Raw genomic sequence first — 12485 nt, 5'->3', positions numbered from 1 at the left:
CTTCAAGGAAGGTCCGATCCCACAGGTTTTGTCAGGAATTGCTTCGGAGACTTCCATGTTCTAAGGGTGGCGAGGTTAAGCGGTCAAGGGCGTAAGCGTCAAGCCAGCTGCCGACAATCGCATCGAAAGTTCATATCCATCGATCGGTCTATGCCTAGGTTCCTGGGTGATGGCCCATTGATATCATGGCGCGTGTTGGAGCACGAGTGAGATATGCAGGGTGGGTATAGTGCATCGATGAGTCGTTTCAGTGAGTCGAGGGAAAGGGTGGATGGACCAACGATAACCCAAACCTACGCGCCGCAGTTGTAGGATTAAACATCATGCAATTGGGCAACATCCAGTGACGTCTAATCCGGTAACCATTCCGCAACTGAAACCGCTGTCGCAGTACATCATGAGCCGCTAATTTGAAGGTGCAGCCAAGGAAACCGCTGCACGTAAAACCCAAACCTCAAGGAGTGATACCTAATGCGCAATACCGTTCTGTCCTACCTGCTTCTCCCCCTGTTCGCCAGCCTGTCCTTCTCGGTCAGCGCCGCCCCCGCCAGCACCACCGCCGTGCAGGAACCAGTGCCAATCGTCACCCACATGGAAACCCAACCCACCCGCCTAGACCTAAACAAGGCCGATGCCCCAACCCTGCAAAAAGAACTGAACGGCATCGGCAAGGCCAAGGCTGAAGCGATCGTTGCTTACCGGGAAGCCAACGGCCCATTCGCGTCAGTGGATGAGCTGCTGGAGATCAAGGGAATCGGCAATGCGTTGCTGGAGCGTAATCGGGACAAGGTAATGGTGGAGTAATCAGCAGTCGGGCTGGGCAGGCGATGCTTGGCTCAGCTCATTTATGGACGTATGCATCAATTGGCCATGGAAGAGGTATAGATAAAGCCAGCTGGAGCTCGAGCGGAGAGTGTGTTGGATTCTTCGCGGGCAAGCCCGCTCCCACAGGTCCAGCTGCCACATGTAGAGAGGGGGCGGACTAAGGCCTTTTCATTTGGCATGACAGCGACGTCGAATGGACGTTGCTGTCTTCTACAGGGAATGGAGCAGGGGTTTAACGGTCCTGCGCGTCCTTCGCATCAGCCTCAGCATTGCGCTCATGCACCTTGCGCAGTTGCTCATCCGTCAACGGCAGTTTCTTCGCCGTATCTCGCAGCATCATCAAGCCGCCGACAATCGAGCCGAGGGCTATGATGAGTATCAGCCAGGCATACCAGGGCATTGTCGTTCTCCTTTGATCATCATGGGGCGGCGCTTGTATGAAATTTGAGCAATTGCCGGTTCCTTTGGTTCAATTATAGAAGTCAGGCCTTGCAGGGCCAATTCCATGACCCGCGGCCCCCAAAGCCTGCGTCACTTCGTTTACAATGCGCGCCGTTTTCGACTTGCCAAGAGACCCTGACCATGTCCGCCTGCCAGACGCCCCTGATCGTCGCCCTCGACTTCCCTACCCGTGAGGCCGCTCTGAAGCTGGCTGACCAGCTTGACCCTGCGCTGTGCCGGGTAAAGGTTGGCAAGGAGCTGTTCACCAGCAGTGCTTCGGGCATCGTCGAAACCCTGTGTGCCAAGGGCTTCGAAGTATTCCTCGACCTCAAGTTCCACGACATCCCCAACACCACGGCCATGGCCGTCAAGGCTGCCGCCGAGATGGGCGTGTGGATGGTCAACGTGCATTGCTCCGGTGGCCTGCGCATGATGTCGGCATGCCGTGAAGTGCTGGCCAAGCGCAGCGGCCCGCAGCCGTTGCTGATTGGCGTGACCGTGCTGACCAGCATGGAGCGTGAAGACCTGGCGGGTATCGGCCTGGATGTTGATCCGCAAGAACAAGTGCTGCGCCTGGCGGCCTTGGCCGAGAAGGCGGGCATGGACGGGCTGGTGTGCTCGGCGCTGGAGGCGACCGCACTGAAGGCTGCGCACCCTTCGCTGCAACTGGTGACCCCGGGTATTCGCCCGGCGGGTAGTGCTCAGGATGACCAGCGCCGCATTTTGACTCCGCGCCAGGCGTTGGATGCTGGCTCGGATTACTTGGTGATCGGGCGGCCGATCAGCCAGGCGGCGGACCCGGCACAGGCTTTGGCTGCGGTTGTAGCTGAAATTCGCGGGTAAGGGGTTGGGTTTGCGTTTGCGTTTGCGTCGGTAGGGGTTCGCCACAGCAGTTTTGGTGCCTGTGAGATCGAGCGCCGCCCGCGCGGCGCATCGCGAGCAACGCTCGCTCCTACGTTTGTTTCGGGCCAGTTATTCCTGGGGCAAACGCGCCCGACCGCCTTGTTTGTACGACACGATATCGCGCCATGCGCCAAGGCGGTCGCGCGCGCCTGCAACAGGCGTTATTGGCCAAAAACAAACGTAGGAGCGAGCGTTGCTCGCGATGCGCCGCGCGGGCGGCGCTCGATTTACGCCCCGACACAACAATCGAGACAGGCACTGAAATCCAGGGCCTACGCGGTCACACCTTCAACACCAACTTGCCAAAATTCTCGCCGCTGAACAGCTTGAGCAGCGTCTCTGGGAAGGTTTCCAACCCTTCCACCACATCTTCCTTACTCTTCACTTTGCCAGCGGCCAGCCAGCCGGCGATTTCCTGCGCGGCTTTGCCGTAATCCTTGGCATGGTCAAACACCACAAAGCCTTCCATGCGCGCGCGGTTCACCAGCAGCGACAGGTAGTTGGCCGGGCCTTTGACGGCTTCTTTGTTGTTGTACTGGCTGATGGCGCCGCAGATGACGATGCGGGCCTTGAGGTTGATGCGGGTGAGCACGGCATCGAGGATCTCGCCGCCGACGTTGTCAAAGTACACGTCTACCCCTTTCGGGCATTCGCGCTTGAGGCCGGCCAGTACGTCTTCGGCCTTGTAGTCGATGAAGCCGTCGAAGCCGAGTTCGTCCTTGAGGTATTGGCATTTTTCGGCGCCGCCGGCGATGCCGACCACGTGGCAGCCTTTGAGCTTGGCGATCTGCCCGACGATGCTGCCGACTGCGCCGGCGGCGCCGGAGATGACCACGGTGTCACCGGCTTTGGGCTGGCCGACTTCGAGCAGGGCGAAGTAGGCGGTCATGCCGGTCATGCCCAGGGCCGAGAGGTAGCGGGGCAGGGGGGCGAGGCTGGGGTCGATTTTGTGCAGGCCTTGGGGCTCGCCGGTGAAGTAGTCCTGCACGCCGAGCGGGCCGCTGACGTGGTCGCCGGGTTTGTAGTCGGGGTGGTTGGAAGCCACCACTTCGCCGACGCCGAGGGCGCGCATCACTTGGCCGAGGGCGACCGGGGGGATATAGGACTTGCCTTCATTCATCCAGCCGCGCATGGCGGGGTCGAGGGACAGGTACAGGTTGCGCACCAGAATCTGGCCTTCGCCGGGCTGTTCGGCGGGTACTGCCTCGAAGCTGAAGTCGTCACGGCGCACGGCGCCGACCGGGCGTTTGGCAAGCAGGAAGCGGCGGTTGGTCTGGGTCATGGCGGGTCCTTGTGGGCAGTTGATCGGTGTAGGGGCAATTTACCTTGCTGATGCAGGTTGTAGCGCAAAATCACTGGTAGGCATGGTAGCTCAACCGTGGGTGTGATGATGCTGCACTGGGGGGGAGGGGGTGACTATGCTCTGGGGCAGAGGGTGGGTGATGGTGGGTGGGTGTTTGGCGCGGCATTGGGTAATGGCCGGCAGGTGTTCGGCGGAAGATGTTTGGTGGCCGGGAGATCGAGCGCCGCCCGCGCGGCGCATCGCGAGCAACGCTCGCTCCTACGTTTGTTTCGGGCCAATTATTCCTGGGGCAAACGCGCGCGACCGCCTTTGGCGCATGGCGCGATATCGCGTCGAACAAACAAGGCGGTCGCGCGCGCCTGTCACAGGCGTTACTGGCCAAAAACAAACGTAGGAGCGAGCGTTGCTCGCGATGCGCCGCGCGGGCGGCGCTCGATCTCACAGGCGCCACCCTCTCCAGCCCTGCACCTAGCGGCCCTGATGCAACCCCAACAACAACCAGGAGCAAACGATGAGCATGACCTTTTCCGGCCAGGTAGCCCTGGTCACCGGTGGTGCCGCGGGTATCGGCCGGGCAACGGCGCTGGCCTTCGCCCGTGAAGGCTTGAAGGTGGTGGTGGCCGACCTCGACCCAGTCGGCGGTGAGGCCACGGTGGCGTTGATTCACGAGGCGGGCGGTGATGCGATGTTCATCGCCTGCGACGTCACTCGGGAGGCGGGTGTGCGCCAGTTGCATGAGCAGCTCATCGCCGCCTATGGCCGCTTGGACTATGCCTACAACAATGCCGGTATCGAGATCGAGCAGGGCCGCTTGGCCGAGGGCAGCGAGGCGCAGTTCGACGCCATCATGGGCGTCAACGTCAAAGGGGTGTGGCTGTGCATGAAGTATCAGTTGCCATTGCTGCTGGCCCAGGGCGGTGGGGCGATCGTCAATACTGCGTCGGTGGCGGGGCTGGGGGCGGCGCCGAAGATGAGCATCTACAGTGCCTCCAAGCACGCGGTCATCGGCCTGACCAAGTCGGCGGCCATCGAGTATGCGAAGAAGGGCATCCGGGTTAACGCGGTGTGCCCGGCGGTGATCGATACCGACATGTTCCGCCGTGCCTATGAAGCGGACCCGCGCAAGGCGGAATTCGCGGCGGCGATGCACCCGGTGGGGCGCATCGGCAAGGTGGAGGAGATTGCCAGCGCGGTGCTGTACCTGTGCAGCGATGGGGCAGCCTTCACCACGGGGCACAGCTTGACAGTGGATGGTGGGGCTACGGCGATCTGACAAGTCCGGGGCGTGTGATCTTTTTTTGTAGGAGCGGCCTTGCGTCGCGAAAGGGCCGCAGAGCGGCCCCAGCATCCTTTGCCAAAACGCTGAAATCGTGGGGCCGCTCCGCGGCCCTTTCGCGACGCAAGGCCGCTCCTACAAGGGTCAGCTGCGTACTTGGGGCTGCGGGCTTTGCGCTGCAGCAGTCCGCGCAGACAACCACAACGCCAACCCAACCAGCACGCACCCCAGCAGCAGCACCCCACCAAACACCAGCAAGGCCATCCGTGACCCCAAGCGGTCGCTCAGCAACCCGGTAAAGATCACCGGCAAGCTGAACCCCAGGTACGCCAGCAAGAAGAACCCGGCACTGGCCCGGGTTTTTTCTGTGCCGGCCAGGTGGTTCACCGCCGCCAACCCGCCCAGGTAGATAAACCCGTAACACGCACTGCTGGCCGCCACCGCGCCCAGCAACACGGCCCCCAGTCGCCCAGCATCGGCCCCCCAGGCCAGCACCGCGTAACTGCACGGCAGAATCAGCAGCCCCAGCAGCGTGGCCTTGAGGCTCGACAGGCGACGTGCCATCGGCTGGAACAACAAGCCGCAGCTGATCACGCAGAAGGTCGAAAACCCCGACCAGGCACTCAAGCCATGCTGGCGCAAAATCCCCGGCAGCAGGGCGATGACCAAGCCAACGCAGGCCCAGGCCAGCAAGATGGCCAGGCCGTAGGCAACGCTGCCGCGGGGGTAGCACGGCAGCCGTAGCATGGCGCTGCGCTGTGTCGGGCGCGGGTCGGGCAGGCGCCAGACCAGCACCAGGGCAACGGCGGCGAGCAGCAGCTGCAGGTGGAAGCTGCCTGGGGTCAGGCTCGGGCCGCGCAGCAGGAACAGGCTGGTAAGCGCGGCGCCCAGGCCAAAGCCGAGCGAGGTGCTGGCGGTGACCCAGTTGGCGGCACGGGGGCTGCCGTCACTGCCCATCAGCTCGCCCATGTAGGCGGTTGCCGTGGCCGAGGCAAGGCCGGTGCCCAGGCCCAGGAACAGCCGCGCCAGGCCGAGGGTTTGCAGGCTGGGGGCGAGTAGCATGAGCACGGTGGCGATCATCGACAGGATCAGCGCGGCGATGATCATCGGGCGGCGGCCAACCCGGTCGGCCAGCCCGCCGAGGGCCAGGAGTACCGGGAGTACGCCCAGCACGTAGCCGGAGAAGGCCACGGCGGTGGCGGCGGCCCCCTGGCCGGAGAGGTCGGCGTAGGTGATGTAGAGCGGGGCCTGGAGGTTGACGGCGAGGGTGATCAGGCACAGGGCGAAGGCCAGTCTGGCGGGGGCGCGGGGCATGGGTAAGATCCTGGTTTTTTTAAGGGCAGTGCCGGCCTCTTCGCGGGCAAGCCCGCTCCCACAGGTACAGCGCGCGGTTCAATGGGCTGTGAAAAATTCGGGTAGGAGCAGCCTTGTGCTGCGAAGAGGCCAGTGGCAGCAGTCAAGATTTCCGGTGTTTTCACCGGCCTCTTCGCGGGCAAGCCCGCTCCCACAGGTACAGCGCGCGGTTCAATGGGCTGTGAAAAATCCCGGTAGGAGCAGCCTTGTGCTGCGAAGAGGCCAGTGGCAGCAGCCAAGATTTCCGGTGTTTTCACCGGCCTCTTCGCAGCACAAGGCTGCTCCTACCCGAATCGCGTGCGATGTGAGGGCCGTGCTGGTGTGGCAACAATGATTCCAATCAGCCCCCGCAACCAGACACACCGCCACCCCATTTATGCTTAACTGTTCGCTCAAAACCTGCGAACACTTGCCATGCACTTCCCTCTAGACCGCACCAGCACCACGCCCTTGGTGCAGCAACTCACCGACCACCTGCAAACCTGGATCGGTCACCAACGCCTGCGCCCCGGCGCCCGTCTGCCGTCGATCCGTGCGTTGGCGCGCAGCCAGGCGGTCAGCGCGTCTTGTGTGATCGAGGCCTATGATCGCCTGGTCGCCAGCGGCTGGCTGGAGGCGCGGCATGGCACTGGCTTTTTCGTCGCCGAGCGCAAACCGGTGGGCGAGGCGGACGATGGCTTGCCCTGGGGCGAGGCTGGCGATGGCCACTGGCGGCAGTTTCGCGAGGGCCATGACGAGCTGCTCAAGCTCGGCTGTGGCTGGTTGCCCAACAGCTGGCGTGCGGCCACCGAGCTGGCCCAGGCGGTACGCCAGGTCAGCCGCGGCAACCCGCAGGACCTGTTCGACTACTGCCCACCGCTGGGCCTGGCCAGCCTGCGTCAGCAACTGCACAAGCGCCTGGCGCGCCAGGGCATCGCCGCCGGCCCCGAACGCATCCTCACCACCCAAGGCGCCAGCCATGGCCTCGACCTGCTGGTGCGCACCTTGCTGCGCCCTGGCGATACGGTGCTGGTGGAAAACCCTGGTTACTACAACCTGTACAACCTGCTGCGCCAGCACCAGGTGCGCATGTTGCCCGTGCCACGCCTGGCCGAAGGCCCAGACCTGGCGGCGCTGGAGCGCTTGCTGGCCGAACACCGCCCGCGTTGCCTGTTCATCAACAGCCTGTACCACAACCCGACCGGCACCAGCCTGACCCCCAAGGTTGCCTACCGCCTGCTGGAGCTGGCCCGCGAGCACGACCTGCGCATCATCGAAGACGATATCTACGCCGACTTCCAGGAAGGCCCGGCCACGCGCCTGGCCACGCTGGACAGCGAACAGCGGGTCATCTACATGGCCAGCTTTTCCAAAACCCTCAGCAGCTCGCTGCGGGTCGGCTACCTGGTCGCCGACCCGGCCCTGCTGGCGCGGCTGGCCGAGCTGAAGATGGTCAGTGGCATCGGCACATCGCGCTTCGCCGAGCAGGTGGTGGGGCAGATGCTTGCCAACGGCAGCTACCGCAAAAGCGTGCAACGCCTGCGGGTGCGCATGGGCCAGCACATGGCCAAGTTGCTCGGGCAGCTGGAGCAGGCGGGGTGGGAGGTGTTCTGTGAGCCTTACGGCGGTATGTTCGTGTGGGCGCGGGTACCCGGGCGTGACGTTGCCAGCCTGGAGCGGCTGGCCCTGGAGCATGCGGTGCTGCTCACCCCTGGCAGCGCCTTCGATTACCAGGGCGCGACCAGCGATTGGCTGCGCATCAATGTCGCTTACGGGCAGGATTCCCGCGCCCAGGCCTTCTTCAAACACGCAGGGCGACCTCCAGCACCCTGAAAGCGACACGCTCATAGCTATTTGACACTATTCTGGCGTCAGGCCCTTGTGAGTGCACGGGTATCGTTGCCACGCTTGGCCTTCGGCAAAACCTGACAAGGTGAAGGGGAATCGGCGATGGGCGCGACCAAGCACGGTGTTCTGGCCAACCTGGGCATGGCCCGCAAGCTCGGCCTGGGCTTTACCTTGGTGCTGTTGTTGACGCTGGCGGTGGCGGCCATCGGCATCGCCGCGCTGCACAGCGTGGGCCAGCGCTTCGACGGCTTGCGCCAGCTGGCCCAGGTCAATACCGACCTGCTCAGGTTGCGCCAGCACGAACAAACCTTTGCCATGAGTTCCGACATCAAGCAGGCCGAGGCCTTGCGCACGGGCCTGCAGGGCTTGGCCGAGCGCGCCCGTGGCTTGCCGGCGCTGGCGGCGGCCGAGGCTGAGCTAAGCGCCTATGGCCAGGCGTTCGAGGCCTTTGTCGAAGCGGTGCAGGCCAAGGAGCTGGCGCTGGACATGGCCAGTTGGTCGGTGTCCAGCGTGGCCAACAACCTGGATGTGCTGCAGGCCGGGCTGGCCGACGACGGCACCTACACCCTCAAACAATCCCAGGGCCAGCAGGGCGGCGAGTTTCTGGAGCAGGCCGCGCAGGTGGCGCAGGTGTCGCGGCTGATGCTGCAAGCAATGGACGAAGCCCGCGTGCGTCTGGACAAGAGCCGCAAGGGTGAAGAAGGCGCGGGCCAGACGCGCATCGCCCAGACCCTCGAAGCCGCAAGCCTGGTTGAGCAGCTCAAGGCCGCCGTCAGTGATGCCGGGTACCAGAGTGTGCTGGGCGAAGTGGCTGGGCACATCGGCAGTTTCTCCGACAAACTCAACGAATACACCGACCTGCTGGCCAAGGAACAGGGCCTGAAGGCGCAGCTGCAGGCGCGGGCCGAGCAGGTCACCGGCCGGGTCGACCAGGCCTACCTGGCGCAGGAGCAGGCCCTGCAAGGTGAGTTGTCGCGCAATGCCCTGGCCATCGCCCTGGCCACGGGGCTGGCGCTGTTGGTGGATGTGCTGGCGGCCTGGCTGATCACCCGTGCAGTGGTCGGCCCGCTCAAGCGCGTCATCGTCCGTGCCCAGCGCATTGCCGCGGGCGAGTTGAGCCTGGAGGCAGAAGCGCCGCGCCGCGACGAGGTGGGGCAGCTGATGCAGGCCATGCAGCAGATGGCGGCCGGGCTGTCGGGCATTGTCAGTGGGCTGCAGCAGGGTATCGAGCAACTGGCCGGCAGTGCGCAGGCGCTGTCGGCGGTGACCGAGCAGACCAACCGCGAGGTGGGCAGCCAGAAGGAGGAGACCGAACAGGTGGCCACCGCCATGCAGCAGATGACGGCTACCGTGCACGATGTGGCGCGCAATGCCGAGGAAGCGGCGCAGGCGGCTCAGTCTGCCGATGACAAGGTCGAGTCTGGGCAAGTGGTGGTGCGTCAAAGCATGCAGCGTATCGAGCAGTTGGCGTCGGCTGCCGAGACGGCCAGTGCCGGCATCGACAGCCTCAGTGCCGAGATCCACACCATTGGCGATGTACTGGAAGTGATCAAGAGCGTCGCCGAGCAGACCAACCTGCTGGCGCTCAATGCCGCGATCGAAGCGGCGCGTGCGGGCGAGCAGGGGCGTGGTTTTGCGGTGGTGGCCGATGAGGTGCGGGCCTTGGCCCGGCGTACCCGGCAATCGACCGAGCAGATCGAGACCCTGGTGGGGAGCTTGCGCGGCAACGCCCAGCAGTCGGTGGCGCAGATCCGCGGCAGTACCGAGCTGGTGCGTTTGGCGGTGGCGGATGTGTTGCAGACTGAAAGTGCGCTGGGCAGCATTGCCTCGGCGGTTTCAATGATCCAGCAGATGAACCAGCAGATTGCCGCCGCGGCCGAGCAGCAGAGCTCGGTGGCCGAAGAGATCAGCCGCAGCGTTACGCAGATCCGCGGCAGTGCCGATCAGGCGGCGTTGGCGATGCAGGACAATGCCAGGTCGAGTGTCGAACTGGCGCAGTTGGGTACGGACTTGAAGGGGATGGTGGGGCATTTCAGGTTGTAGGTGCTTGGCGGGGCAGGTGTGTCGGTATTGAGATCGAGCGCCGCCCGCGCGGCGCATCGCGAGCAACGCTCGCTCCTACGTTTGTTTCGGGCCAGTTATTTCTGGGGCAAACGCGCGCGACCGCCTTGGCGCATGGCGCGATATCGCGTCGAACAAACAAGGCGGTCGCGTGCGCCTGTCACAGGCGTTATTGGCCAAAAACAAACGTAGGAGCGAGCGTTGCTCGCGATGCGCCGCGCGGGCGGCGCTCGATCTCAACCCCGACGCCGATCTCCCGTCATACCCTACGCGGATTCAAAATCATCAACGTCAAAACCCCCGCCACAATCCCCCAGAACGCCGACCCGATCGAGAACAGCGTCAACCCCGACGCCGTCACCATAAAGGTAATCAACGCCGCCTCACGCTCGCGCGCCTCGCCCATGGCCACGGTCAGCCCGTTCATGATCGAGCCAAACAACGCCAAGGCCGCAATCGACAGCACCAGCTCTTTCGGCAATGCCGCAAACAGCGCCGCCAACGTTGCCCCGAACACCCCGGCAATGCCATAGAAAATCCCGCACCACACCGCCGCGGTGTAGCGCTTGCTCGGGTCTTCATGGGCATGTGGCCCGGTGCAGATCGCTGCGCTGATCGCCGCCAGGTTCACCCCGTGCGAGCCAAACGGTGCCAGTAGCAACGAGGCAAACCCGGTCGCCGAAATCAACGGTGAAGCCGGTACCTGGTAGCCATCGGCCCGCAGCACGGCCACGCCGGGCATGTTTTGCGAGGTCATCGCCACCACGAACAGCGGAATCCCAATGCTGATGGTCGCCCCCAGCGAGAAGCTCGGCGTGGTCCACATCGGCGTGGCCACTTCCAGGCGGAAGCCGCTGAAGTCCAGCAGGCCAAGGGCGCCAGACAGCGCCGTACCGACCAGCAACGCGGCCAGCACGCAGTAACGCGGCGACAGGCGCTTGACCAGCAGGTAGCTGAAGAACATGCCCAGCACCAGCACGGTGCGGTGCTGCGCGGCGACGAAGATCTCGCTGCCGATCTTGAACAAGATACCCGCCAGCAGCGCCGAGGCCAGCGAGGCCGGAATACGTTTGACCAAGCGCTCGAAGCTGCCGGTCAGGCCGCAGATCAGCACCAGCACGGCGCAGGTGATGTACGCCCCGATGGCCTCGCCATAGCTGACGCCGCCCAGGCTGGTGATCAGCAGCGCAGCGCCTGGGGTCGACCAGGCCACGGTGATCGGCGTGCGGTAGCGCAGCGACAGGCCAATGCTGCACACCGCCATGCCGATCGACAGCGCCCAGATCCAGGACGAAATCTGCGCAGTGGTCAGCCCGGCAGCCTGGCCGGCCTGAAACATCAGCACCAGTGAGCTGGTATAGCCGGTGAGCATGGCAATGAAGCCGGCGACCACCGCCGACGGGGAGCTGTCTGCCAGGGGCCGCAGGCGTGCGGAAGTGGCATCGGTCATGAACAAAATCCTTGTAAAGGTGTAAGCAGTTTTTTCAGACTAACGCGAGCAAGGTTGATCCTTGCCATACAGCGGCCATTGCTTTTAGCCGTACAGTCGCCAACTATTGGGCACGAATGCGCAACTGCATGGGAGGGGAGGGGTGATGTACAAGGTCTATGGCGATTACCAGTCGGGCAACTGTTACAAGGTCAAGCTGATGCTGAGCCTGCTGGGCCGGCCGTATGAGTGGCACCCGGTGGATATTCTAAAAGGCGAAACCGAGACGCCTGAATTTCTGGCGATGAACCCCAATGGCAAGGTGCCGGTGCTGGAGCTGGAAGACGGCACGTACCTGTGGGAATCCAATGCCATTCTCAACTTCCTCGCCGACGGCAGCGAGTTCCTGCCCACTGAGCCGCGGTTGCGCACGCAGGTCTTGCAGTGGCAGTTTTTCGAGCAGTACAGCCATGAGCCGTATATTGCCGTGGCGCGGTTCATCCAGTTTTACCTGGGGTTGCCGGATGATCGGCTGGAGGAGTACCGCAAGCTGCACAAGGGCGGGTACAAGGCGCTGAAGGTGATGGAGCGGCAGTTGCAGATGACGCCGTATCTGGTGGGGCAGCAGTATTCGATTGCCGACGTGGCGTTGTATGCCTACACCCATGTGGCGCAGCAGGGTGGGTTCGACCTGACGGATTACCCGGCGGTCAGGGCCTGGCTGGAGCGCGTGGCCAGCCATCCGCGGCATGTGCCGATGGTGGGCTGAGCCTATTCGACTAGCCCGGGCGCGATTCCCCGCCTGGGCGCGATTCCTTGCCCGGGCGCGATTCCCCGCCTGGGCGCGATTCCTTGCCCGGGCGCGATTCCCCGCCTGGGCGCAATTCCCCGCCTGGGCGCAATTCCTTGCCCGGGCGCGATTCCTTGCCTGGCGCAATTCCCCGCCCGGGCGCAATTCCTTGCCTTGGCGCAATTCCTTGCCTGGCGCAATTCATTGTAGGAGCAGCCTTGTGCTGCGAAGAGGCCGGTGCAAGCCACAGAGATATCCTTAGCCTGCACCGGCCTCT

At 63.8% G+C, this 12485-nt stretch carries 10 protein-coding genes; 6 read left to right on the top strand and 4 right to left on the bottom strand.

The annotated features are described in order from the left end of the window. The first annotated feature begins 471 nt into the window (after nt 1–471). On the top strand, nt 472–804 hold the full coding sequence (locus tag OO306_RS23615) for a ComEA family DNA-binding protein (RefSeq protein WP_265970051.1): 333 nt from the start codon (nt 472–474) through the stop codon (nt 802–804). A 253-nt stretch (nt 805–1057) separates the two neighbouring features. Here the strand turns inward: OO306_RS23615 and OO306_RS23610 are convergent, their stop codons facing one another. Continuing rightward, nucleotides 1058–1225 (bottom strand): DUF2897 family protein, encoded by a 168-nt coding sequence (locus OO306_RS23610; RefSeq protein WP_016500979.1) that lies wholly within the window; start codon nt 1223–1225, stop codon nt 1058–1060. A 182-nt stretch (nt 1226–1407) separates the two neighbouring features. Here OO306_RS23610 and pyrF point away from each other — a divergent pair, with 182 nt between their 5' ends. Then, a complete protein-coding gene (gene pyrF, locus OO306_RS23605; protein ID WP_027595997.1) occupies nt 1408–2109 on the top strand; it encodes an orotidine-5'-phosphate decarboxylase in 702 nt (233 codons plus the stop codon). Between the two features lie 340 nt (nt 2110–2449). Here pyrF and OO306_RS23600 read toward each other — a convergent pair whose 3' ends face one another. Then, nucleotides 2450–3451, bottom strand: coding sequence for an NADP-dependent oxidoreductase (locus tag OO306_RS23600; RefSeq protein ID WP_265970050.1), 1002 nt, complete (start codon nt 3449–3451; stop codon nt 2450–2452). Nucleotides 3452–3983: 532 nt separating this feature from the next. On the opposite strand from OO306_RS23600, the gene OO306_RS23595 reads away from it, so the two are divergent. Beyond that, complete coding sequence (locus tag OO306_RS23595) at nt 3984–4745, top strand: SDR family oxidoreductase (protein ID WP_265970049.1); 762 nt, start codon at nt 3984–3986, stop codon at nt 4743–4745. Between the two features lie 147 nt (nt 4746–4892). Here OO306_RS23595 and OO306_RS23590 read toward each other — a convergent pair whose 3' ends face one another. Then, the gene (locus OO306_RS23590) at nt 4893–6062 is read right to left on the bottom strand and encodes an MFS transporter (protein ID WP_265970048.1); all 1170 of its coding nucleotides are present in this window, start codon (nt 6060–6062) and stop codon (nt 4893–4895) included. 453 nt (nt 6063–6515) lie between these two features. Here OO306_RS23590 and OO306_RS23585 point away from each other — a divergent pair, with 453 nt between their 5' ends. Beyond that, nucleotides 6516–7913, top strand: a complete 1398-nt coding sequence (locus OO306_RS23585) for a PLP-dependent aminotransferase family protein (protein ID WP_265970047.1) — start codon at nt 6516–6518, stop codon at nt 7911–7913. A gap of 117 nt (nt 7914–8030) precedes the next feature. Next, nucleotides 8031–9971, top strand: a complete 1941-nt coding sequence (locus OO306_RS23580) for a methyl-accepting chemotaxis protein (protein WP_265970046.1) — start codon at nt 8031–8033, stop codon at nt 9969–9971. A 277-nt stretch (nt 9972–10248) separates the two neighbouring features. On the opposite strand, the gene OO306_RS23575 is transcribed toward OO306_RS23580, so the two are convergent. Then, the gene (locus tag OO306_RS23575; protein WP_265970045.1) at nt 10249–11439 is read right to left on the bottom strand and encodes a benzoate/H(+) symporter BenE family transporter; all 1191 of its coding nucleotides are present in this window, start codon (nt 11437–11439) and stop codon (nt 10249–10251) included. Between the two features lie 145 nt (nt 11440–11584). Between OO306_RS23575 and OO306_RS23570 the strand changes: the two genes are divergently transcribed. After that, nucleotides 11585–12187 (top strand): glutathione S-transferase family protein, encoded by a 603-nt coding sequence (locus tag OO306_RS23570; protein ID WP_085273724.1) that lies wholly within the window; start codon nt 11585–11587, stop codon nt 12185–12187. Nucleotides 12188–12485: the final 298 nt, after the last annotated feature.

The sequence above is a fragment of the Pseudomonas sp. DCB_AW genome (genome assembly GCF_026240895.1).
GTDB lineage: Bacteria > Pseudomonadota > Gammaproteobacteria > Pseudomonadales > Pseudomonadaceae > Aquipseudomonas > Aquipseudomonas kermanshahensis.
The sequence above is the reverse complement of the archived record's forward strand: the minus strand, read 5'-3'. Positions and strand labels throughout refer to the sequence as shown.